The 22344-nt window shown below is 51.3% G+C and carries 22 protein-coding genes; 14 read left to right on the forward strand and 8 right to left on the reverse strand.

What is annotated here, in order from left to right; all coding sequences use genetic code 11:
• Position 1 precedes the first annotated feature (1 nt).
• A complete protein-coding gene (locus QWY30_RS10575; RefSeq protein ID WP_290240816.1) occupies positions 2–895 on the reverse strand; it encodes a TauD/TfdA dioxygenase family protein in 894 nt (297 codons plus the stop codon).
• Positions 896–997: 102 nt separating this feature from the next.
• On the opposite strand from QWY30_RS10575, the gene QWY30_RS10580 reads away from it, so the two are divergent.
• The gene (locus tag QWY30_RS10580; RefSeq protein ID WP_290240819.1) at positions 998–1987 is read left to right on the forward strand and encodes an NAD(P)-dependent oxidoreductase; all 990 of its coding nucleotides are present in this window, start codon (positions 998–1000) and stop codon (positions 1985–1987) included.
• A gap of 176 nt (positions 1988–2163) precedes the next feature.
• Positions 2164–4023: a phosphoenolpyruvate carboxykinase (GTP) gene (locus QWY30_RS10585; RefSeq protein ID WP_290240821.1), complete on the forward strand. Its 1860-nt coding sequence runs from the start codon at positions 2164–2166 to the stop codon at positions 4021–4023.
• 85 nt (positions 4024–4108) lie between these two features.
• On the opposite strand, the gene QWY30_RS10590 is transcribed toward QWY30_RS10585, so the two are convergent.
• A complete protein-coding gene (locus QWY30_RS10590) occupies positions 4109–5365 on the reverse strand; it encodes a Zn-dependent hydrolase (protein WP_290240823.1) in 1257 nt (418 codons plus the stop codon).
• A 151-nt stretch (positions 5366–5516) separates the two neighbouring features.
• Here QWY30_RS10590 and pyk point away from each other — a divergent pair, with 151 nt between their 5' ends.
• From pyk to QWY30_RS10605, 3 genes are all read left to right on the forward strand, one after another.
• Positions 5517–6968, forward strand: coding sequence for a pyruvate kinase (pyk, locus tag QWY30_RS10595; protein WP_290240825.1), 1452 nt, complete (start codon positions 5517–5519; stop codon positions 6966–6968).
• A 195-nt stretch (positions 6969–7163) separates the two neighbouring features.
• The gene (locus tag QWY30_RS10600) at positions 7164–8021 is read left to right on the forward strand and encodes an SAM-dependent methyltransferase (protein ID WP_290240827.1); all 858 of its coding nucleotides are present in this window, start codon (positions 7164–7166) and stop codon (positions 8019–8021) included.
• A 117-nt stretch (positions 8022–8138) separates the two neighbouring features.
• Positions 8139–9494 carry an APC family permease gene (locus QWY30_RS10605; RefSeq protein WP_290240830.1) on the forward strand — a complete coding sequence of 452 codons (1356 nt, stop codon included), beginning with the start codon at positions 8139–8141 and terminating at the stop codon, positions 9492–9494.
• Between the two features lie 38 nt (positions 9495–9532).
• On the opposite strand, the gene QWY30_RS10610 is transcribed toward QWY30_RS10605, so the two are convergent.
• From QWY30_RS10610 to QWY30_RS10620, 3 genes are all read right to left on the reverse strand, one after another.
• On the reverse strand, positions 9533–9853 hold the full coding sequence (locus QWY30_RS10610) for a hypothetical protein (RefSeq protein WP_290240832.1): 321 nt from the start codon (positions 9851–9853) through the stop codon (positions 9533–9535).
• A gap of 29 nt (positions 9854–9882) precedes the next feature.
• Positions 9883–10797, reverse strand: coding sequence for a recombination-associated protein RdgC (locus QWY30_RS10615; RefSeq protein ID WP_290240834.1), 915 nt, complete (start codon positions 10795–10797; stop codon positions 9883–9885).
• A gap of 62 nt (positions 10798–10859) precedes the next feature.
• Positions 10860–11492, reverse strand: a complete 633-nt coding sequence (locus QWY30_RS10620; protein ID WP_290240835.1) for a TetR/AcrR family transcriptional regulator — start codon at positions 11490–11492, stop codon at positions 10860–10862.
• A gap of 115 nt (positions 11493–11607) precedes the next feature.
• On the opposite strand from QWY30_RS10620, the gene QWY30_RS10625 reads away from it, so the two are divergent.
• Genes QWY30_RS10625 through QWY30_RS10665 form a run of 9 tightly spaced genes read left to right on the forward strand, consistent with a single transcriptional unit; the run spans position 11608 to position 18981 of the window.
• A complete protein-coding gene (locus QWY30_RS10625) occupies positions 11608–12132 on the forward strand; it encodes a chalcone isomerase family protein (RefSeq protein WP_290240837.1) in 525 nt (174 codons plus the stop codon).
• Positions 12129–13424 carry an NAD(P)/FAD-dependent oxidoreductase gene (locus QWY30_RS10630; protein ID WP_290240839.1) on the forward strand — a complete coding sequence of 432 codons (1296 nt, stop codon included), beginning with the start codon at positions 12129–12131 and terminating at the stop codon, positions 13422–13424. The genes QWY30_RS10625 and QWY30_RS10630 overlap by 4 nt, the downstream gene beginning before the upstream one ends.
• On the forward strand, positions 13417–14220 hold the full coding sequence (locus QWY30_RS10635) for a DUF1365 domain-containing protein (protein ID WP_290240842.1): 804 nt from the start codon (positions 13417–13419) through the stop codon (positions 14218–14220). Before QWY30_RS10630 ends, QWY30_RS10635 begins: the two co-directional genes overlap by 8 nt.
• The gene (locus QWY30_RS10640) at positions 14217–15449 is read left to right on the forward strand and encodes an SAM-dependent methyltransferase (protein ID WP_290240844.1); all 1233 of its coding nucleotides are present in this window, start codon (positions 14217–14219) and stop codon (positions 15447–15449) included. Before QWY30_RS10635 ends, QWY30_RS10640 begins: the two co-directional genes overlap by 4 nt.
• Positions 15425–15943, forward strand: coding sequence for a chalcone isomerase family protein (locus QWY30_RS10645; protein WP_290240846.1), 519 nt, complete (start codon positions 15425–15427; stop codon positions 15941–15943). Before QWY30_RS10640 ends, QWY30_RS10645 begins: the two co-directional genes overlap by 25 nt.
• Complete coding sequence (locus QWY30_RS10650; RefSeq protein ID WP_290240848.1) at positions 15940–17217, forward strand: MFS transporter; 1278 nt, start codon at positions 15940–15942, stop codon at positions 17215–17217. The genes QWY30_RS10645 and QWY30_RS10650 overlap by 4 nt, the downstream gene beginning before the upstream one ends.
• Entirely contained in the window at positions 17214–17762 is a 549-nt protein-coding gene (locus QWY30_RS10655) for a DUF3833 domain-containing protein (protein ID WP_290240851.1), read from the forward strand. The genes QWY30_RS10650 and QWY30_RS10655 overlap by 4 nt, the downstream gene beginning before the upstream one ends.
• The gene (locus QWY30_RS10660; protein ID WP_290240853.1) at positions 17759–18538 is read left to right on the forward strand and encodes an SDR family NAD(P)-dependent oxidoreductase; all 780 of its coding nucleotides are present in this window, start codon (positions 17759–17761) and stop codon (positions 18536–18538) included. Before QWY30_RS10655 ends, QWY30_RS10660 begins: the two co-directional genes overlap by 4 nt.
• Before the next feature lie 11 nt (positions 18539–18549).
• Positions 18550–18981 (forward strand): nuclear transport factor 2 family protein, encoded by a 432-nt coding sequence (locus tag QWY30_RS10665; protein ID WP_290240855.1) that lies wholly within the window; start codon positions 18550–18552, stop codon positions 18979–18981.
• A gap of 86 nt (positions 18982–19067) precedes the next feature.
• Here the strand turns inward: QWY30_RS10665 and QWY30_RS10670 are convergent, their stop codons facing one another.
• The 3 genes from QWY30_RS10670 to QWY30_RS10680 are packed head-to-tail and all read right to left on the reverse strand — an operon-like array spanning position 19068 to position 22075.
• On the reverse strand, positions 19068–21197 hold the full coding sequence (locus QWY30_RS10670) for a cation acetate symporter (protein ID WP_290240857.1): 2130 nt from the start codon (positions 21195–21197) through the stop codon (positions 19068–19070).
• 1 nt (position 21198) lies between these two features.
• Positions 21199–21462 (reverse strand): DUF4212 domain-containing protein, encoded by a 264-nt coding sequence (locus QWY30_RS10675; protein ID WP_290240860.1) that lies wholly within the window; start codon positions 21460–21462, stop codon positions 21199–21201.
• A gap of 46 nt (positions 21463–21508) precedes the next feature.
• Positions 21509–22075 (reverse strand): tetratricopeptide repeat protein, encoded by a 567-nt coding sequence (locus tag QWY30_RS10680; protein WP_290240862.1) that lies wholly within the window; start codon positions 22073–22075, stop codon positions 21509–21511.
• Positions 22076–22344: the final 269 nt, after the last annotated feature.

Genomic DNA, 22344 nt, shown 5'->3' on the forward strand with positions numbered 1-22344 from the left:
ACTAAGCTGCAATTCCGACCGCTGAAGTAGTTTGGCGTGGCAGGTCCAGGGTGGTGACTCGAGTAAGTTCCCGTTTGTATTTTTTATCGTCGAACGGCCGTGCCCTGTGCATGGTTGTTCGATTGTCCCAGATCACCAGATCACCCAGTTGCCACTGATGGGAATTTAAAAACTCCCGTTGAGTGGCATGCTCGATTAAATCCCTAAGCAATAAGCGGCCTTCCGGTACCTCCCATTCAATGATCCTCGCGGCATGTGAGGCGAGATAAAGCGCTTTACGATCCGAACCTTCGATGGTGCGCACCAGCGGATGCGTGGCTCCAGGCAGTTTTGCCTGTTCCTCGGGTGAAAAGTCGAATCCCATAGTGTGTCTGGAGTAGACAATCGAGTGGTAGGCATGCAAGTGCTCGATGGTTCTCTTCATCTCGTCGCTCAATGCTTCATAGGCTGCACGCATGTCGGCAAACTCGGTATCGGCTCGAACAGGTGGGATATTGCGGGCATACAACATTGAGTATCGGCCGCATGGGTTTTCAAATGATGCATCGGTATGCCAGATACGGTTGCTGATGCCGTTCATGCGACGACGATCTTGTGCCTCAAGAATGTTGCCATCACTCCCCACGTTGGAAATATCGGTGAGCGCTTCGTTGCCAAATCTGTTTTTAGTCAGCACGGCAGACGAAGTCTTGGCATGAAGCTCTCCGTCCAGACGTTGTGCAAACTCTACTTGCTCGTCATTTGAAAAATGTTGTCCTCTGAATACCAGCACGCCATACTGACTCATGGCCTGTCGGATCTGTTCGAGGACTGACTGATCGTGCAAGCGACACAAGTCGACCGGACTGGCCTGCGCCATAAAGGTTGGATGCAGTTTTTCGAAGCTCAGGCTCACGTTTGTCTCCCAGTACCAAGTATTTGTAGGCTAGGTTGATTTTTTTAGTTAGGATTTGACCCTCAATATACACGTTCCCCCCACACCTTCCTACAGGCTGCCATGTCTAAAAAAGTTGTTTTTCTGACGAATCCGATCCACCCGGCGATTCATGCGGAGCTCGAAACAATCGCCCAGGTAGAAGTCGCTCGATCTACGAGTGCCATGGATCTTATCGAAGGTGCAGAGTCGGCCTCCATCATCGTCGTGCGTCATCCTCTGCCACCTGAGCTTTTTTCCCATGCGACTCAACTTGTTGGTGCGATCAGGCATGGAGCGGGTGTGGACATGATTCCAATCGATATTGCGACGCAGCATGATGTTGCTGTCGCGAACGCACCGGGCGCTAATGCCAGGACCGTCGCAGAGTTTGCCGTGGGTCAGATGCTTGCTCTCGCGCACAAAAGCGCGGCGATTCATTTCAAAATGAGGACCCAGGGCTGGGCACAAGCTCGCGTACTGGCCGACCAAGGCTTTGATTTGGCTGGCAAAAGTGTGGGTTTAGTCGGGGTGGGGGCGATCGGGCAGGCTGTGGCAAATATTTGTCATTTTGGCTTCGGGATGCACGTCACAGGATATCGGCCAAGTGGCAAACCAGCGCTGGATATCATTGAACCCTCCAGTCTGGAGAAAATTTTTGCCGAGTCTGATTTCGTCGTAGTGGCTTGTCCGTTAAATGACCAGACCCGTGGACTGATTAGTCGTTCACTTTTGCAGTCTATGAAATCCTCCGCATGTCTCATTAATGTTGCGCGCGGCGCGGTCATCGATGAGGGGGCTTTGGTTGATCTCCTGGTCAGCAGGAAAATCGCGGGCGCGGCGCTTGACGTATTTACGCATCAGCCACTTTCTGAGTCGTCTCCTCTTTACGGCTTGGAGCATGTATTGCTATCGCCCCACATGGCGGGCATTACGGACGATAGCCTTCGCGCGGTTGGCGCGAGTGTGGCTGCGCAGGCTAAACAGCTTTTAAAAGGTGAGCTGCCACGGCATCTCGTCAATCATGCATACGCAGCTGCGATTGAAATGCGTCTGAAAAGACTCATGTCTTAAAATTCAGCAAAACTAAGATATTCTTTTTATTTTAGGGGCTATTGAATCGATTGACACAATCTATCGAGAGCGAAGCCCCCGTTTAAGGGAGGGGAAATGATTTTCCCAGGCACTCATCCGGTGCTACTATTTCAGGTTACCGAAGTTTGAACTCTGTGTCTTTAAGAAGCATTTACATGAATCTGCCACTGAACGCTCCAGAATATGTCCGCCACGAAGGCCTGAAAAAATGGGTCGCCTCCATCGCAGCCAAGGTCAAGCCCGCTCGCATCGTGTGGTGTGACGGATCACAAGAAGAGTATGACCGTCTCTGTGCCGAAATGGTTGAGTCCGGAATGCTGATCAAGCTCAACCCTGAAAAGCGACCCAACTCTTACCTCGCTCGCTCAGCTCCAGATGATGTGGCGCGAGTCGAAGACCGTACTTTTATCTGCAGCGCCAAAAAAGAAGACGCGGGTCCGACCAACAACTGGATTGCGCCTGCAGAAATGCGTGCCAAGCTCGACGAGCTGTTCGAAGGCTCGATGGCAGGCCGCACACTTTACGTCGTCCCTTTCTCCATGGGTCCGCTCGGATCGCCGATCGCCCAGATTGGTATTGAACTGTCCGATTCCCCCTACGTTGTCGTGAACATGCGCATGATGACGAGAATGGGTAAAAAGGTCTATGACGTCTTGGGTACGGACGGCGAGTATGTACCCTGTGTGCACACCGTTGGTGCGCCATTGGCCGCAGGTCAGGCCGATGCGGTCTGGCCTTGCAATGCGACTAAGTACATTGTTCATTTCCCTGAAACACGTGAAATCTGGTCCTATGGCTCAGGTTATGGTGGCAATGCCTTGCTGGGTAAAAAATGTTTTGCCTTGCGTATTGCTTCGACGATGGGGCGTAGCCAGGCTAGTGAAAAATCACCTGGCTGGCTTGCCGAGCACATGTTGATTTTGGGTGTGCAAGCACCCTGGGGCAAAAAATACCACGTGGCGGCGGCCTTTCCATCTGCGTGTGGAAAAACCAACTTCGCCATGTTGATTCCTCCTGCAGGCCTGGCTCAGCAAGGTTGGAAAATCACCACGATTGGTGATGACATTGCCTGGATCAAGCCTGATGCGCAGGGTAATTTGCGCGCGATTAATCCCGAAGCAGGGTATTTTGGCGTCGCACCCGGTACAAACGAGCAGTCCAACTACAACTGTATGGCCACGCTCAAGCGTGACACCATTTTCACGAACGTGGCACTCACTGATGATGGCGATGTCTGGTGGGAGGGCATGACCAAGGTCCCGCCCGCGCATTGCATCGACTGGCAGGGTCGTGATTGGACCCCCGAGCAAGCCAAGGAAAAGGGTATCAAAGCCGCCCATCCTAACGCGCGCTTTACGGTATCAGCGACTCAAAACCCTGTTCTGGACTCTGAGTGGGATAACCCTGAAGGTGTCGTAATCGATGCATTCATTTTCGGCGGTCGTCGCTCGACGACAGTGCCGCTTGTGACCGAAGCGCGTGACTGGGCTGAGGGTGTCTACATGGCTGCCACCATGGGTTCCGAAACGACAGCCGCTGCTGTTGGTCAGCAAGGCGTTGTGCGTCGCGATCCTTTCGCGATGTTGCCATTTTGTGGTTACAACATGGCCGAGTACTTTGAACACTGGTTATCGTTGGGCAGCTTCCTGCAAAAGTCCGGCGCCAAGCTCCCCAAGATTTTCTGTGTGAACTGGTTCCGTACGGATGAGAACGGCAAGTTTGTTTGGCCAGGCTTTAGTGAAAACACTCGAGTGCTCAAGTGGATGCTTGGTCGGATTGAAGGTCAGGCCAAAGGCAGCGAGCATGCATTTGGCATCACGCCTGGATTTGAAGATATCGACTGGTCAGGCATGAACTTTTCACAAGAATTGTTCAACAAGATTACCTCGATTGACGTGAGTGCCTGGGAGCAGGAGTTTAAACTGCACGACGAGTTGTTTGAAAAACTCTCTTACGGTTTGCCCGAGCACTTGCTTAAAATCAAAGCTAATTTCGAGTCCCGCCTGAGCAAGTAATCCTGTTTCCGGCTGAGTGAAATAACAATGGCCCGATTTTGAATCGGGCCATTTTCTTATGAATGCATCAGTTGCGAATCAAAGTTTAAGTACCTGCTCTTTCTAGCATCGCATGGAGCAATACGTTGCAACCAGCTTCAAGATGCTCAGGCTTGGCATCCTCGATTTCATTGTGGCTGATTCCATCCTTGCAGGGCACAAAGATCATCGCAGTTGGAGCCACTCGGGCTAAGTAAACCGCATCATGGCCTGCGCCACTTACTACGTTCATCTCGGACAACCCAATATTTTTCGCACCATGACGCACTGCATTGACAAGTTCTTTAGCAAAGGCTTGGGGTGGAAAATAAACAACCTGAGTGATGTCTATTTTGACTTTGCCTTGTTTCGCAATCTCTTGCGCTTTTGCGTGTAAGTTTTCAACCATGCGCGTCAGGATGTCATCGCTGTCCGCCCGGAAATCCACAGACATTTTGACTGTGCCCGGGATCACATTCCGCGAGTTGGGATAGTTGTCCAGCATACCGACCGTTCCGCGGGCATTGGGCGCGTGATCGAGCGCGGTCTGGTTAACGAGTTGGATCATGTGCGAGGCGGCGAGCAACGCATCCTGGCGCAAAGCCATGGGTGTGGGACCTGCATGCGCCTCGGAGCCTGTAATCACAACGTCGAACCAGCGCTGTCCGAGTGCGCCTGTCACAACACCGATTGTGATGTCGTTAGCCTCCAGAACGGGACCTTGTTCAATATGCGCTTCAAAATAGGCACCGATATTTTTAGGATCGATCCGGTCCTGACCGTGATAGCCGATCGATTTAAGCGCTTCCCCGACTGAAATGCCATCCCGGTCTTTTTGTGCAAGGATAAAGTCCGTTTCGAACTCTCCGATGAACGCACCAGAACCCATCATGACAGGAACAAATCGCGAGCCTTCCTCGTTGGTCCAGACCACGACCTCCAATGGTGCTTCGGTTTCGATGCCGGCGTCATTGAGTGTGTGTAAAACTTCGATACCCGCCAAGACGCCATAGTTGCCATCAAACTTTCCGCCTGTGGGCTGGGTATCAATATGGCTACCCGTCATGACAGCCGGCAAATGATTGTTTCGACCCGCTCTGCGCGCAAAAATATTGCCAACTGCGTCAATGCGAATCGTACAGCCTGCAGCTTTTGCCTGGGAGACAAAATAGTCGCGGCCTTGCCGATCAAGATCTGTCAGGGCAAGGCGACAAACCCCGCCTTTTTTGGTGGCGCCGATTTTTGCAAGCTCCATCAGGGATCGCCAAAGACGCTCTCCATTGACACGCAAATCAGTCAGAGGTGCAAGGGCGGTGACGGACATAATCTAACTCCATGAAAGTTTTGTGAATCGTGTGGCAATAAAGCGACTCTGTACTTAAACAGTTTTATTGCGCTTAAAGCGAGAACTAGGTTAAATGATGCCATGCGATCGTGCAATGCGCGACCGTATTTAAATCAAATAAGGCTAAAAGATGAAACTTGATGCGATTTCGCACCGTCACCGTAATACTAAGATTGTCGCCACGCTAGGCCCCTCCAGCAGTGAGCCTGCCATGATCCGCCAGCTTTTCGACGCTGGCGTCGATGTTTTTCGTCTGAATTTTAGCCACGGGACCCACGCGGATCACAAGTTGCGCTACGACGCGATACGCCAGATTGAGGCCGATGTCGGTCGACCCGTTGGTATTTTGATGGACTTGCAAGGTCCCAAGCTGCGTCTCGGTAAGATCACCGAAGGTAAATTAGCGCTTTCAACAGGTCAAAAAATCCGTCTGGATTTAGATCCCACACCAGGTGATATCAATCGGGTTCCTCTTTTGCACCCCGAGATTTTTGCTGCGATTCGTCCAGGCGATGATTTACTGATTGACGATGGAAAAGTTCGTTTGCGCGTGCTCGCCAGCACGCCTGAATATGCGGATGTCCAGGCCCTGAATGCAGGTGTGATTTCGGATCGCAAAGGCGTCAACGTTCCAGGCGCGATTTTGCCTATGTCGGCGCTCACGACCAAAGATCGTGAGGATCTGGACTTTGGCCTGAGTATTGGCGTCGACTGGATCGCGCTGTCTTTTGTGCAGCGTCCAGAGGACATCATCGAGCTGCGCGAGATCGTCGGTAATCGTGCCTGGATCATGGCCAAGCTTGAAAAGCCTTCGGCCATCGACTCGCTCGAAGCTATTGTGGCCAGTTCCGATGGTGTGATGGTGGCGCGTGGTGACTTGGGCGTAGAGCTCCCACCCGAAGAAGTGCCTGTCCTTCAAAAAAGAATCGTTCGCGCCTGTCGGGAAGCGGGCAAACCCGTCATCGTCGCGACCCAGATGCTTGAGTCCATGATTACATCGCCCGTACCGACGCGTGCCGAGGTGAGCGATGTGGCGACTGCCGTCTATGACGGCGTAGACGCTGTGATGTTGTCCGCAGAGTCCGCCTCGGGTGCCTATCCGATAGAAGCGGTCACGATGATGGACAGGATCTTGCTCAGCACCGAGCGCGATCCTTTGCAACGGATCACGATGGATGCCGTCCACTCACGTCGTAAAAATGATGCCCGCGATGCGATTTCTGCTGCGATCCGCACGGTTGCGGAAACTCTGCCAGTTGCCGCAACGGTGGCCTACACCTCATCGGGAGCGACGACTCTGCGTGTGGCCCATGAAAGGCCTCGGGCACCTATCCTGAGCATGACGCCCGTTGCTGCGGCGGCGCGTCGTTTGTCACTGGTCTGGGGCGTCCATTCTATCCAGGCAGCCGATGTCGAAAGCACCGAAGAAATCGTCATGCATGCGACGCTCGCTGCCAAGAAAAACGGCTTCGGCGTCCCTGGCCAGGCACTTCTGATTATTGCGGGCACCCCGTTCGGCGTTCCAGGCTCGACCAACCTCTTGCGAATTTCCTGGATTGGTGAGGAACCCGACGTTTCTTGAAAGGTGACTTGCCCAGGTCGGGTAGAGTTTGATCGGAAAATTGATCAGCAGTCATTGAAAAAAGTACTAAAGTACTAATTTGTGTTTGATCGCACTAGGAATTTATGCGGCCGAATGCTACCCTTTTTGAAATTATTTTTGCATTCGGTTTGCTTGATGTCTTTTGGTTTTCACATTTCATCGAAGAGGTTACTCATGCGTTTTCGTCTGGCTCTAACGGCAGCAACTCTTGTCGCAGGTATGTCATTTGCAACCTCTTTTGCGCAAGGTACGGATGCGCCGAAAATCGGCGATGAAAAGTACAAGCCTTCCGTCGGACAAAGCGGCAAAGATGTGATTTGGGTACCCACCAATGACGCCGTGGCAGAGGCCATGCTCAAGATGGCCGATGTCAAGCCAGGCGATCTGGTTTATGACCTCGGCTCCGGTGATGGAAAAATTGCGATTGCTGCTGCAAAAAACTTTGGTGCGACAGCGGTCGGCATCGAGTTCAATAAAGATATGGCTGATTTGGCGACCCGTAATGCGGCACGCGCGGGTGTTTCTGACAAAGTCAAAATTATCAATGGTGATATTTTTGTAGAGGATTTTTCCAAAGCAAACGTACTCACCATGTATCTTCTGCCTGACCTGAATCTCAAGTTGCGTCCAACCATTCTCAAGATGGCGCCCGGCACACGTGTTGTGACCAACTCCTTTCACATGGGCGATTGGGAGCCAGATGCATTGATCGGTAATGGTTATACCCAGGGATACTACTGGGTCGTGCCTGGCAACGCAGCAGGAAAGTGGACGATCAAGGGTATTGAGGGCGGCAAGTCAGCCACACTCGATATCGCGCAGCGTTATCAGCGCGTGGGCGGGACACTTTCGATCGACGGGAAATCACAACCGATTCTTGGACCAAGCCTGGTCGGTAACCGTTTGAAATTCAGTTTTGTTGATCACAGTGGTCAGTCAAGAATCATCGACGTCACATTAAAGGGCAACACCTTTGCTGGTAATGTTGTAGAAAACTCCCCACTCTACGAAGTCTCCGGTATCCGCAACTGAGCATTTATTTCATTGCTCCATTCTCCCTTCGTTTATGAAACGACATCAGTGATTATTCACTGATGTTGTTTCGTATCCAGAAGGCAGTTTTTTAATTCAACTACCGCATCACCGACTATGACTCAGCCAACATCCATCGTGAATGAACCAACACAGCGTCTGACTGCTTTCAGTGCAATCGCGATTATTGTGGGAATTGTGATTGGTGCAGGTATCTTTAAAACCCCTTCGATGGTGGCTGGTGTGACCGGGGATGCGGGCTGGTTATTGGTTGCATGGTTTTTGGGCGGTTTGATTTCTTTGGCTGGCGCGCTGTGTTATGCCGAGCTTGCCACGACCTATCCCCATGCCGGAGGTGATTACCACTTTCTGGCTCGCGCCTTTGGTAAGGATATTTCGTTCCTTTACGCCTGGGCTAAAGCCACAGTCATCAACACGGGTTCAATTGCTTTGTTGGCTTTTGTATTTGGCGACTACATGACCAAGGCGATCAATCTCGGACCGTATTCCTCAGCCATCTGGGCGATTGGTGTGGTGGTTGTCCTGACGGCGATCAATCTGATCGGTATTTCTGCGACCTCATGGGTGCAGACCCTTTTGACGTTGATCGAAGTGACCGGTTTGATTCTTGTCGCAATTGCTGGTTTTTACGTTTCAGGAGACGCTCCTGCCTCTCCTGCGCTTTTTTCAACGACCCCCAGTTTAGGGATGTTTGGACTCGCGATGGTTTTCGTACTGCTGACGTATGGCGGCTGGAATGAGGCCGCCTATATCTCGGCCGAAGTCCGGGGTGGTCGCAAAGCGATCGTACCCGTGATTCTGATCAGTATCCTGATTTTGACTTTGATCTATCTGTTTGTGAATATTGCCTTGCTAGCGGGCCTTGGACTAGATGGTTTGTCCAAGAGTAGTGCGGTTGCTGCTGATTTGATGGGTAAAGCCTTTGGTCCGTGGGGAGAGCGTACGCTAGGTGTGTTTGTCGCAGTCGCTGCGCTCACCAGCATCAACGCGACCATGATCGTGGGCGCACGCACGAACTATGCTTTAGGGCGTGATTGGCCCGCCTTGCGCTTTATGGGTCATTGGGAAGGGGGGCGTGGTTCTCCAATTCGTGGATACATGGTTCAGTCCGCCATCAGCCTAGCCCTGGTGATTTTTGGAATCTGGCAAACGGATGGCTTTGGCGTCATGGTCGAATTCACCGCTCCCGTATTCTGGTTTTTCTTATTTTTAGTGGGTATCTCGGTATTTGTGATGCGTGTCAGAGACCCCCAGGCAGATCGACCGTTCAAAGTGCCTCTCTATCCGTTTACGCCCATTTTGTTTGTTCTCACCTGTGCATACCTCACTTACTCGAGTGTGACCTACGCTGTCAGCAAGGGGGCTGTGCATATTTCATTGGTGGTTATGGGGATCGGGGTCGTCGCGTTGTTATTCATGCGTGGCGTGAAAAAACCCGCCATCGCTCGTTAAGGCGTTGGTGGGTGTTCGTATTTGCCTAGTCGATCGAATTAGTGCTTGATACCAAGTACGGCGAGTGTCTCGCCGTACACCAGTGCATCTTCGCAAAGATAAACAACGATGTCTTGGTCAGACATGTTTTCCAGAATCTGGATGACTTCCTGGGAAATGTCGGTACCCGGCTGTATGCCCGCGACGTGGACCTGAGCGCCACTTTCAAATACCGAAATTGGAACAAGTTTTTCAACGATCGAAAAATCCATCGGAGCGATCACGACGTAAGCGCGCACATTTAACTCGCTGACGGTAACGTCAAGCAGGACACCGTCAACGACGTTTTCAACAAGACTACTCTGAATCATCCAGTCCATTTTTTCCCTTTTTGAGCTTGGGTATGCGGTCAGGCTGCCTGAGGAATGAGTTTCTTTTCTTCGAGCGAGTCTAGAAGTCCTGATAGAAGCTGATCGAGTTCAGCGCACATGAGGGTAAATTCACCATCAAACTTTTCAGCCTCGTTGGCGGGAGCCGCACGGTCGGCTTCATCAAGGATGTCCTGTGGTGCGACACGCTTGATATCCAATGTTTCAGTGAGAACGAATGACACCTTGTCATTCCAGGTCAAGGCAAGTCTTGTGCATTGTTTGCCTGACTGGATGTGTTTTTCGATATCTGCGCTGTCTAGCGTGTGTTTCACATAACGTATTGCGGCAGCTTGATCTCCGCCTGACCGTAACTCAGCGTCCTGATCGATCGTAAAGTTCGCGGGAGGCTGGCCGCTCGTGAGCCACTGTGTCATGGCCACCGCAGGACTGATGGCGACTTGGATCGGTTCAACAGGGAAGGGGTAAATGGCTTTGCCGAGCGCGGACAGAATTTCCTCGGCTTTCGTAGCTGAAGCGGTGTCGATCACAAGCCAGTGATGAACGGGATCAATCCAGACGCGCGTGTCTTTGGTCAAACTGAACGCTCTCGGGATCAGGGCATTGGTGACTTCTTCTTTGAGGTCTCTGAGTTGTTTGCGGCCAGGTTTGAAACCTTGCTGTTCTTCGAGTTCAATTGCGCGCTGTTTGACAAACTGATTAATCACCGAGGCGGGGAGAAGTTTTTTTTCAGAGCGAAAGGCGCACAGAATCTGTCGATCCACGCTGTAGGCCATGCGTACATCATTTTCTCTGGGCGGTGTCCACCCCGAGGCGACAGGTGCCGCGGCGCCGGGTGAAACGAATTGCTCTTTAGCCAGTAAGGCATCGAGTTGCTCGGCAGTCCAGTTCCATGAAGTCGAGAGACGAAACAACTTGAGATTTTTAAACCACATAACTCACCCAGCCAAAGGGAGGCATTCTAGCTGATGTGAGTCGGTTGTTTCATTTCTAAGTGTCAGGATCGTCCAGTCATGCCTTGGAAGGTTGTATGAATCAACAATTCAACGATGTCCTCGTCAGAAAAGGCGCCGCCCATTTTCAAAAAGTCTGCGACTGGATCGCAGGAGCGCGCGAAAATCGTATACAGAATGACCTCGCCAGGAAGTGAGGGGGAAAGTTCTCCATTCTGCTGCGCCTGACCAATCCATTCTCCGAGTGTTTCAGTCAGCTCACTGAGCTTGGCGATATAGGGCGGATTGTTGAGCAATGATTGCTGGATACTTGAGCGGGTAGACGGCAGCAAGGGCATTGTTCCGCTTAGGTGCAGTTTGATCGCCCATCTGACAAGCCCCTTGAGTTTATCGAGAGCTGTCATTTTGTGTGACATGCTTTCGGTCACACTGATTGCATCCGCAAGGAGGCGTGTCATTGACGCAGCCGCCAATGCCTCTTTTGACTCGAAATGTTTATAGAGGCTGGCTTTGGCAATACCGACATCGGCTGCGACTTCGTCCATTGTCATCAGGTCGAAGCCTTTTTGAGCCAGAAGTCTGTTGACCGCATCCAAGATAGCGTTTTCTCGGAACTTAAGCTGTTGTTGCTTGAACGTAAGCTTGTTGCTGCGGATAGTTTGTGGGCTAGCGGACATTGTCTGAAGTTGAATTTTATCTGAATGGTTCATAATATTACTATTCAGTCTAAAAATATACTAATATGTTGAAAATTTCTCGTTTCGGTTACTTTTAATCCAGTTAAGTTCAATTATGCCTCCATCCTTTAACACTGACGACAAAAAAAGCAACGCTTCCAGCTCTGCAAGCTATCCAGAGGCGTTCAGTCGTGTCTGTCAGGATACGTGGCGTTTATGCGGTGAGGGCGTCTTTAGCTGGAGTGTGTTTCGTTTTTATCGTGCAAGGTTGCTCACGCACACTGGAACATTCGATTCTGATAAACCCTTTCTTCTTGATTTGCATTACTTGAGGGCGCTGACGGGTCAGCAAATCGTGTCGACCTCAATGGATGAAATCGCACGGATTCATCCGCTCAACGAGGAGCAACGCAGGCGTTGGGCCGCGGCGCTTGAATCGATGATCCCCGACGTATGTTTGGGCGACAGATTGCTAGGATGGTTTGTGCCCGGCAATCGCGTTGATTTTTTCTCATCGTCAGATGCTCTGGGTCAAATCAATGATCCTGAGTTTGTCAGAATGTTCAGTTCAATATGGCTCGATGAGAAAACACGGAGTCCACAACTACGCGAGGCGCTTTTGGGCGAGGTCCGGATATGACGAGTCAGCACCTCATCCCTCGGCAAAGCAAAATCGCGGTCATCGGCTCTGGCATTGCCGGACTGTCCTGCGCATGGTTTCTTAGACAGCAATTTAATGTGACCTTATTCGAGGCAGGCGCTTATTTTGGCGGTCATTCCAATACGGTGGATGTCTCACTCGAAGGGCATACACATCCGGTCGATACTGGATTCCTCGTCCATAATGACCTGACTTATCCAAATCTCGTTCAGTTATTTTCGTATTTGAACATTCCTGTACATTCGAGCGACATGTCGTTTGGGGTTTCAATCAGCCAACCAGATATCGAATGGGCAGGTACAAATTTGAATACGGTTTTCGCTCAGCGAACCAATGTACTCAAGCCCAAGTTTTTGGTGATGCTGCGGGAGATTCTTCGTTTTAATCGCCTGGCTTCGCAGTACCTCGAACAAATGCGTGTGTCGCCACTTACGCTTGGCGAGCTTCTGGAGCGTGAACGCTTCGGAGAGGCAATGCGTGATTGGTATTTGCTCCCGATGGCTGCTGCGATCTGGTCCTCTTCGGTCAAGGATATTCTTGGTTTCCCTGCCGCAACGTTTTTAACGTTTTGTCTGAACCACCGGTTATTGCAGATTGAGAACAGACCTCAGTGGAAAACAGTTCTGGGCGGTTCCCGGGAATACGTGAAAGCCATGGTTTCACAGATCAATGATGCACGGCTCAATTGTCCCGTGCATCGCGTGTTTCGCAAGCAAGAGCAGGTCGTGATTCACTCTGCTCAAGGCGTGGAGTATTTCGATGCAGTTATTTTCGCCTGCCACGCCCCGACAACCCTGGCCATGCTGGATGTCGATGAACAAGAACAACGTGTGCTCCAAGGCTTTCGATATCAGCCTAACAAAGCGTTGCTTCATCTGGATGCGCGACTATTGCCGCGTCGCAAAAAAGTCTGGTCCGCCTGGAATTACATGTCATCACCTGGCTATGGGGCCGAGCGTCCCGTGGCCGTGAGTTACTTGCTCAATCAATTACAGCCTTTGCCCTTCAAGGCACCGGTGATCGTGACGCTGAATCCTCATACCGAACCTCATCAAGACCTGGTACTGCGCACCTTTGATTACGAGCATCCGGTGATGAATACGGACGCCGAGCTTGCACAGAAGTTATTGCCTTCTGTTCAAGGACGGAACCGAGCCTGGTTTTGCGGTGCCTGGACTGGTTATGGATTTCATGAGGATGGTCTCAAGTCCGCCCTGCGTATCGTGAGAGATTTCGGAGTGGACATTCCTTGGACACCTTTTTATGAATAGTCATCTTCTGGAGCTTTGTCGTGGCCGCGTGATGCATGCCCGTCTCAAGCCATTCGTCCACAGGTTTGTCTATCGGGTGTTTTGTATTCGTGTGCGTGTCGATCAGCTCTCCAATCTCAGTCGTTTTAACAGCTGGCTCTTTGGGGTTGATAAGAAGCGAATTGTCAGTTTTCAATCTCGTGATCATGGCGCAAGAGATGGCTCAGATCTGATTTCATGGTTAAACGATGCTTTGCACGCGAGCGAGATTTCTTTGACATTGGGCGCTGTCTGGCTGCAGTGCTTCCCACGCGTGTTTGGCTATGTTTTTAACCCTGTGAGCTTTTGGTATGTGCATGACCAGCAAGGAAATCTCCGTGTTTTAGTTGCCGAGGTCAACAACACATTCGGTCAGCGCCACCAGTATGTGCTGACAGCGCCGGGCATGGCTGTGATCGAAGAAAACTCTGTTCTCGAATGTCGCAAAATCTTTCATGTTTCCCCTTTTTGCGACGTTGAGGGCTTATATCGTTTTAAGAGCTCGCGACGCGGCGAACAAGAACGCATGGCCATTGATTACTTTGACGATCCAGCTTCACCCAAGCCACTGCTCAAAACCGCGATCGTTGTTCAGGCTCAAGTTTTTTCAACACGCGCGCTGTTGGCTTGCCTGATCTCTATGCCGATGATGACCCTCGGAGTGATGTGGCGAATTCATTGGCAAGCATTCAAGCTATGGCGACAGGGGGCTCAATATCATCCTGTTCCGCCTCTGCCGGAAAACGAAGTCTCTAACAATGGAAAGGTTTCCTCATGAGTTCGAACGAAGAGCGTCTCTCAGGTTCAATGGCTAATATTCCTTGGGCCGGGAGACTTCTTGTGAGTTTATTAGGACGTATTACTTATGGCTCCCTTAAGCTGATTAACCCCATGGGTATCGAGCTGATGCTGGGGCAAAATGCGTCCGCACCGAGTGGTGAGGTCCCGCACGCTGAGTTGCGTATAAATGACTGGCGTGCGGCCGGGCTCATCTTGCGACAAGGTGATATCGGTTTTGCCGAGAGTTTACGAAGAGGTTGGGTTGACACACCAGATCTGGTTGCGCTGTTCACTTTAGCGATTCGTAACGAACAGATTTCCGAAGCCGTGGATGGTCACTGGTGGGCTTTGTTGCTCAAGCGTTTGTCACATTGGGTGCTCAAAGACAACAGCCGTGCGGGTAGTCGCCGTAATATTCTGAGTCATTACGATGTCGGCAACAGTTTTTATCGATTGTGGCTTGATCCCTCGATGACGTATTCCGCTGGATTATTCGAGGGGGATCTGACGCGTGGGCTTGAGCAAGCTCAAGACGCCAAGTACGACCGTATTCTTGATCAGATTGATGCTTTGCCAGGGCAGACCATTCTCGAAGTGGGTTGTGGCTGGGGAGGGTTTGCCGAACGTGCCGCAAGACGCGGTTTAAATGTTGTCGGTATCACTTTGTCGGATGCGCAGCTTGAGTGGGCGACACAGCGAATGCGTCAGGCAGGCTTGAGTGATCGCGTGTCGCTCAGGCTGCAAGACTATCGCGATGTACCAGAAAAATTTGATCATATTGTTTCGATCGAAATGTTCGAGGCTGTCGGATTGTTGCATTGGCCAAGCTACTTTCAGATGCTTGCCCGTTGTCTCAAACCAGGCGGTCGCATCGTTGTCCAAACCATTGACATGACTGAAGATAAGTTCGATTCATATCGCAGGGGTACGGATTTTATTCAGCAATACATATTTCCCGGCGGCATGTTACCGAGCCCCTCGCGCTTCAGAAAAGAATGCGAAGCCGCCGGACTGCGGGCGCTGGAGGTTCTTTCTTTTGGTCAGGACTACGCGGAGACGCTCAAGCGCTGGGCACAACGCTTTGAAGCTTCATTGTCTCAAATTCGCGAACTTGGTTATGACGATGCATTCATCCGCATTTGGAAAATGTATCTTGCTTATTGTGAAGTTGGTTTCCGACAAACCCGAACGGATGTCAAACAATGGACACTATGCGCAAACTCTTGATGGTGCTCTTGCTTGCCTTGGGACTGACCAGTCTTCAGGCGGCTCCAGTTTTTACACAGTTGTTACCGGGTGCTCAGCAAGTCGGTCAAGGTGTTTTTAAACGCTTTGGATGGTCGATCTACGAGGCTCGACTCTACGCATCAGGCGGACGCTTTGACGCTTCAAAGCCTTATGCCTTGTCACTGACGTATGAGCGAACGATTGCCGGCGATCGTTTGGTACAAGCTTCGCTTGACGAGATGCGTAAGCTTGGTGCGCCCGTTGATGAGCGCCCTGAGTGGGCGGCTGCTTTATCTCAAGTTCTGCCGAGTGTTTCCAAAGGTGTCACGCTCACGGGCGTCTATCGCCCCGGAGAGGGCGCTGTTTTTTATGAGCAAGACAAAGAAACAGGACGCATCGATGACGCGCTTGCCCGTATGTTTTTTGCCATTTGGCTCGATCCTCGCACGAGCGAGCCGAGCCTGCGACAGTCACTGCTTGGAATGAACCAGTGAACGTCCCGAGCCTCGTTGCTTATGCAGCGCTAGGTTTGCCTCTGGCGATGGCAATGCTGCCCATTTATATGATTTCGCCTAAATTTTATGGTGATGGACTTGGGATAGATTTGGCTGCTTTGGGGGCGGTTTTATTTTTGACACGAATTTTTGATACCGTCCAAGATCCTTTTTTAGGACGAGTCGTTGACGCCTTTCAGCGCAAACGCCACGGCTGGCTATCGCTCATGCTTGTCTCCGGTGTCATCCTTGCCCTGGGTTTTGTATTGTTGTTCACGCCACCAGAGTGGTCCAAATCGGGGTTGTTGGTATGGCTGACTCTGAGTTTGTTACTGGTCTATTTTGCTCATAGCTTATTGAATATTTGTTATTTAACCTGGGGAGCCAGACTGAGTGATGACGTGGGGCAGCGTTCACGTGTGACAGCTTGGCGAGAGGCATTTGGTTTGATTGGGGTCGTGCTGGCCTCGGTTCTGCCTACTTTTTGGGTCGCGGACTGGGGGCCCAGGCAAGGCTATCAACTTTTTGCATGGGTGTTCGTAGGCGTTTTGTTTCTGGGTTTGGTGACGACTCTGCGTTGGGCGCCCAAACCCCAGATTTCAGTCGCCGGAACCCTCCAAGGTTGGCGCATGGCCCTCAAGCCATGGGCTGTCCAACGTGTGATGTGGTTTTATTTGTTCAATGCTATTTCTGTCGCAATTCCCGCTACGCTCGTACTCTTTTTTATTGACGACGTTGTTCGTGCACCTCAACAAGCGGGAATGTTTCTTGGCATATATTTTTTAGCAGGGATGTTGACCCTACCCGTTTGGGTCGCTTTGTCGGATCGAATTGGCAAGGCGCGTACCTGGACTCTGGGCAGTATTTTGGCCGCGCTATCCCTGCTTGGTTCTGGTTGGATCCAGGGTGGAGATGTGTTTGCCTACAGTGTGATTTGTTTGCTTGCAGGTACTGCTCTTGGCGCGGATGTTGCTCTGCCGCCCGCCATGCTCGCCGACGCGATTCCGGAAGAAAACCGTAAAAGCACGGGTTTGTATTTTGGGATATGGGTCTTGATCAGTAAGTTTGCCCTGGCATTGGCCGCAGGTTTGGCACTTCCGAGCCTCAAAATATTTGGCTACACACCGGGTGATTTTCAGACAACAGGTGCGTTGACTGCCCTGTATGTGTTTTTACCAATCGTTTTCAAGGGCATCGCCATCCTGGTGCTGCTCCCACTGATAAGTGGAAGTTCGACATTGCGGGCATTACCCCGCGGGGAGTCTCACACATGAAATTCAAAGCACTGATAGCCTCTGCAACAGCTGCATTGATGACGGCTTGCGGCAGCGTGGATGTCGATCAATACGCCAAAGAAACCCCGAAACTTGAACTGTCCAGTTTTTTCACTGGAACGATTGATGCCTGGGGAATTTTTCAAAAACGCAACGGCGAAGTTGCGCGTCGTTTTCACGTCGAGATCTTGACCAATTGGACCAGTCCTTCAGAAGGCACCCTCGATGAGCGTTTCACCTACGCCGATGGCGAGAAGCAGCGGCGTGTCTGGACACTCAAGCGTCAAGCAGACGGGACTTGGCAGGGAACGGCAGATGATGTCGTCGGGGTCGCGACTGGACGTGTCTCTGGCAATGCACTCCATTGGACGTATGTCCTTCGATTGCCTGTTGATGGCAAAGAGTATCTGGTTAATTTTGATGACTGGATGTGGCAGATGGACGAGAGCTCAATGATGAATCGTTCAACCATGTCTAAATTCGGCATCGATTTAGGCGAAGTCACATTGTTTTTCCGCAAACGCATGCCTGGCAGTCCTTCATGATCGGTCCGTTGAATCCACCCGTGACGAACTGGCATGGTAAGCGCGTTTGGTTGATTGGTGCTTCAAGCGGTATCGGTGCAGCTTTGGCTCAAACGCTTCTTGAAGCGGGTGCATGGGTGACTGTGTCAGCGCGGCGCCAAGAGACCTTGCAACATGTTGCTCAGCCGTATGCCCATGCACATGTCGTCGCTTTTGATGCCGCGGATCTTAATGCCTGGCCTGAGGCGTTTGAGCGCACCTTGGCTGCGATGGGGCATGTCGATCTGGTTGTGTTTGGCGCGGCTCGATATGATCCCACGCATAGTTGGGAGTTGAATCTGGATCAGGTGCAAAAAAGTTTTGATTTGAATGTCGTCGCTATTTACAAAGGTGTTTCCCTATTGGTTCCGTATTTTCTCAAACGAGGCGAGGGTGGTCTCGCGGTGATTGCCAGTATTTCAGCCTACACCGGACTGCCTAAAGCTGTGATTTACGGGGCGACTAAAGCGGCCTTGAACAATATGGCGCAAACTCTGTATTTTGAACTTGAACCAAAAGGACTGTCGGTATATTTGATCAACCCTGGGTTTGTCGAAACACCGATGACGGCTGTGAACGACTTTGCAATGCCTGGATTGATGAAACCTTTTGATGCCGCCAAAGCAATCGTGGCGGGTTTTGAGCGCGGTGATTTCGAGGTTCGCTTTCCCCGCGGGTTTGCTGGCTCTTTGCGTTGGATTAGTTTTTTGGCGGATCGATTCCGTTTTCCGCTGTTACATAAAATCACTAAGCTCTAAGGGAGATGATCTTGCACGCTCGCTTCATTGAAATTGCGCAATGGTTTGAGTCCCTGACTACCGATTCCCTGGCAAGTGTGTCTGACATTTATGCTGCAGATGCAGTATTTATTGATCCTTTTAACAATCTTAGCGGCCTTCAAGCCGTCCGTGCTGTTTACCAGCACATGTTTGACACCTTGGTGCATCCTCGCTTTGTCGTCACAAATATTGTGTCCGATGAGCGGCAGGGTTTTATGAATTGGGATTTCCTGTTTGAGTGCAGAAATCAAGCCCAAAAAATTTCAGGTTGCACGCAATTTGAATTAAACGAACAGGGGCGGATTGTTTTGCATCGTGATTATTGGGATGCCGCTCAACAAGTCTATGAAAAGATTCCATTGCTTGGTGCGATCTTGAGAGCCCTGAGACGCAAGCTTTCGCTGCCTTTGCAAAATAAGTAATCCCCGTTCGACTCAAAAAAAAAGCCCCCGAAGGGGCTATAAAGCCGTTTGAGCGCAGCAGTCTCAGACGGCGGGGAACTTTTTAATTAACGTGCGGCATCTCCACGCAGTGTGGGGTAGCGCACGTGATCAACCAACTCCTGGATATCTTTGCGAGGCTGTGGTGTCAGCAAGCTCACAATGATGATCAGCGCAAAACCTATTGGCACGCCAAATACGCCTGCGGAGATTGGCGAGATACCATACCAGAGCTCGACGGGTGAGGTCACACCAAACACTCCACGCAGCCAGGGCTGAGTCATCACCATGTAGTAGAAGGTGATACCCAGACCGCCGATCATGCCAGCGACTGCACCGTACTTGTTTGCGCGCTTCCAGAAGATCCCCAGCGTCAGGGCAGGGAAGAACGCCGCCGCGGCAAAGGAGAACGCAGCAGAAACCAGGAACAAGATGTCAGCCGGTTTTTGTGCGGCCACATAAGCTGCGGCAAGAGCAACGATCAGCAACAAGATTTTCGAAATCAACACGCGACGGGCAGTCGGCGCATTGGGGTTGATCATCTTGAAGTAGAGGTCGTGTGACAAAGCGTTGGCGATTGTCAGCAACAAGCCGTCAGCGGTTGAAAGCGCCGCAGCCAAGCCGCCCGCTGCCACCATGCCCGAGATCACATAAGGCAAACCACCGATCTCTGGCGTGGCCAACACGACGATGTCGCCACCAATACGCATTTCGCCAAGTTGCAGAATGCCATCTTTGTTCACGTCGACAACAGACAACAAGGAGGGGTCAACAGTTGCCCATTGCGCGATCCATCCCGGTAGTTTGTCGAACGGCGTACCCACCAGGACATGGAAGACTTCATATTTCACCAGCACGGCTAATGCGGGGGCCGTGAAGTAAAGCAAGAAGATAAAGAACAAGGACCATGTCACCGACTCGCGGGCCTGTTTGACCGAAGGCGTGGTGTAGTAGCGCATCAGGATGTGAGGAAGCGCAGCCGTACCGACCATCAAGCAGAAAATCAACGCAAGGAAGTTACGACGGGAGGTGTCGTAGGCGACCTTTTGTGCATCGGTTCCGTTCGGATCCCCCGCAAACTGCTGTGCGTGACGAGGCATACCGGCCAGTGGCACCGCCCGAGCGTTGTTTGCATTACGCTCTTGCGTCCACAGTTTTTGCGCTGCGGCTTCGGTCGTGGGGACTGCCGCCAGAGCCTTTTGAGCCGCTTCGAGTTCTGCCTTTGGAGCATTGGATGCTTTCAGGTCAGCAACGCGCTTCTCGGCAGCTGCTTTGTCCGCAGCCATCGCAGCAGGGATGTCTTTGAGCTTCGCAGCGGCTTCTTCTGCACGCTTTTTATAGATCGCAATGACCTCAAGCTCTTTGGGATCCTTGAGTAACTCGGCTTCTTTGGCGGTCACTTTTTCAAGCTGATAACCGTAGATCGCCTGTGGAATCGGCACACCCGTTTGCTTAACAGAAAGCCAAACCACGGGAATCATGTAGGCAATGATCAGGATGATGTACTGAGCCACTTGAGTCCAAGTCACAGCACGCATACCACCGAGGAAAGAACACACCAAAATGCCGCCGAGACCTAAAAAGATACCGATCTCAAAAGGCACACCCGACAGACGTGTCGTGATCAGTCCCACACCGTAAATCTGTGCCACCACATACGTGAATGAGCAAAGAATTGCGGCGATGATCCCGAGCAGACGCGGCAAATTACCGTCATAACGCTCACCCAGAAAGTCTGGAATAGTGAATTGACCAAATTTGCGCAGATAAGGTGCGAGGAACAGTGCCACCAGGCAGTAGCCACCCGTCCAGCCCATGATGAAGGCCAAACCGCTGTAGCCTGTCAGGTACAAAGTACCTGCCATACCGATAAAGGAAGCGGCTGACATCCAGTCCGCACCCGTTGCCATACCGTTATACAAAGCAGGCACTCGTCTTCCTGCAACGTAATACTCGGCTGCATCGTTTGTACGGCTCATAATGCCGATGCCGGCATAGAGTGCAACTGTCGCTGCCAGGAAGATGTAACCAATCCAGGCTCGGGTCAGACCCATTTGCTCGGCGATTGCCAGGGCAATCACGAAAGCGACAAAACCACCGGTGTACCAAGTGTAGACTTTGTTAAGAGACTTTTTGAATTGTGCGTTCGTGGTGTTTGAGGCGAACATTCCGCCTTCGTCGGGAGTCATTCCGGCCATGTTATTCCTCCTCCTCTTCGTTGACGCCGCATTCTTCGTCAAGCTTGTTCATGTACGAGGCATAAAACCAGATGATCAGGCAATACACCACCAGAGAGCCTTGTGCCCCCATCCAAAAACTAAAGGGCCATCCAAAAAAGGTGAAGTCGAGCTCTCGGGCAAAGTAGCTCACTACAAAAGTGACAAAAAACCAGATCAGCAACAGTATTGAAGTGATGCGTAGGTTTTTTTGCCAGTACACCCGATGTTTTTCGGTCAGTTGCACGGTTAAGTCTCCTCATCGTTATAAAACAAACTGCAAATAAAACTGCTTAAACATTCAGTCCTGTCTCGCGCTCGAGTTGACGCGCGAACTTCGGTTCAAAACTTTTCAGGTGCTGAATAATTTTTGTCGCTTCATCGGGCTTTTGGCGTTCCATATGGACGCGCGCAAGCTGATACCAAGCATAGGGACTCATGGGCTGCAGCTTGGTGTTGCGCTCGAGCGCATCGACTGCCTCATCTAGTCTGCCTTGTTGTATCAAGGTCAGTCCGAGTCCGTACCAAGCTTGATCCAGATTCGAGTTAAGTTCGAGGGCGCGTCTGAAAGAACGTTCAGCCTCTACCGGGCGCTCGAGCTCCTGCTGAAGAAAACCCAGATTGAACCAGGCGTATACGGGCGCATCGGGCTTTCGGACCAGTCGTTCATAGTCGGAAATCGCTCCGTTTTTATCGCCCAGCTCAGCCTTTAAGTGCGCCAGGCTACCAAGCGCGTAGCTGTCATCGGGATATTCTTTGAGCATGTCCTCAAACATGCCGACTGCCCGTGCACGTTGACCAAAGACAATCAAGGTCACCGCACACCATTTGAATTTTTGCCAGTTCAGGTCCAGTTTCATTTACAGCCCACCATTCCAACTGAAACACAGTGTTCGATTTTTGCGACCGTTACCGCAAAGTAGAGCGCTGACACTAAACAAAAAGCAACAAAGGCATGATGGCGTGTCGCGATTTGTTTTGGGGAGATTAATGCCGCTAGGGAAAGCCAGGGTTTGTTGACGACTTGGAAAAGTTGATAAAACAAATTCGTGTCACGTTTAGCACCAGCGATCAGGAATAAGAGTCCCTGGCCAAGAAGCGCGAGTATTCCGATGTAAAGCAACAACTG

The organism is Zwartia panacis, assembly GCF_030410395.1.
Taxonomy (GTDB): Bacteria; Pseudomonadota; Gammaproteobacteria; order Burkholderiales; family Burkholderiaceae_B; genus Zwartia; species Zwartia panacis.

Coding starts and splice junctions, on each gene's coding strand:
- QWY30_RS10580 (WP_290240819.1), top strand. CDS start 998: ATGTCTAAAAAAGTTGTTTTTCTGACGAATCCGATCCACCCGGCGATT.
- QWY30_RS10585 (WP_290240821.1), top strand. CDS start 2,164: ATGAATCTGCCACTGAACGCTCCAGAATATGTCCGCCACGAAGGCCTG.
- QWY30_RS10590 (WP_290240823.1), bottom strand. CDS start 5,365: ATGTCCGTCACCGCCCTTGCACCTCTGACTGATTTGCGTGTCAATGGA.
- pyk (WP_290240825.1), top strand. CDS start 5,517: ATGAAACTTGATGCGATTTCGCACCGTCACCGTAATACTAAGATTGTC.
- QWY30_RS10600 (WP_290240827.1), top strand. CDS start 7,164: ATGCGTTTTCGTCTGGCTCTAACGGCAGCAACTCTTGTCGCAGGTATG.
- QWY30_RS10605 (WP_290240830.1), top strand. CDS start 8,139: ATGACTCAGCCAACATCCATCGTGAATGAACCAACACAGCGTCTGACT.
- QWY30_RS10610 (WP_290240832.1), bottom strand. CDS start 9,853: ATGGACTGGATGATTCAGAGTAGTCTTGTTGAAAACGTCGTTGACGGT.
- QWY30_RS10615 (WP_290240834.1), bottom strand. CDS start 10,797: ATGTGGTTTAAAAATCTCAAGTTGTTTCGTCTCTCGACTTCATGGAAC.
- QWY30_RS10620 (WP_290240835.1), bottom strand. CDS start 11,492: ATGTCCGCTAGCCCACAAACTATCCGCAGCAACAAGCTTACGTTCAAG.
- QWY30_RS10625 (WP_290240837.1), top strand. CDS start 11,608: ATGCCTCCATCCTTTAACACTGACGACAAAAAAAGCAACGCTTCCAGC.
- QWY30_RS10630 (WP_290240839.1), top strand. CDS start 12,129: ATGACGAGTCAGCACCTCATCCCTCGGCAAAGCAAAATCGCGGTCATC.
- QWY30_RS10635 (WP_290240842.1), top strand. CDS start 13,417: ATGAATAGTCATCTTCTGGAGCTTTGTCGTGGCCGCGTGATGCATGCC.
- QWY30_RS10640 (WP_290240844.1), top strand. CDS start 14,217: ATGAGTTCGAACGAAGAGCGTCTCTCAGGTTCAATGGCTAATATTCCT.
- QWY30_RS10645 (WP_290240846.1), top strand. CDS start 15,425: ATGGACACTATGCGCAAACTCTTGATGGTGCTCTTGCTTGCCTTGGGA.
- QWY30_RS10655 (WP_290240851.1), top strand. CDS start 17,214: ATGAAATTCAAAGCACTGATAGCCTCTGCAACAGCTGCATTGATGACG.
- QWY30_RS10660 (WP_290240853.1), top strand. CDS start 17,759: ATGATCGGTCCGTTGAATCCACCCGTGACGAACTGGCATGGTAAGCGC.
- QWY30_RS10670 (WP_290240857.1), bottom strand. CDS start 21,197: ATGGCCGGAATGACTCCCGACGAAGGCGGAATGTTCGCCTCAAACACC.
- QWY30_RS10680 (WP_290240862.1), bottom strand. CDS start 22,075: ATGAAACTGGACCTGAACTGGCAAAAATTCAAATGGTGTGCGGTGACC.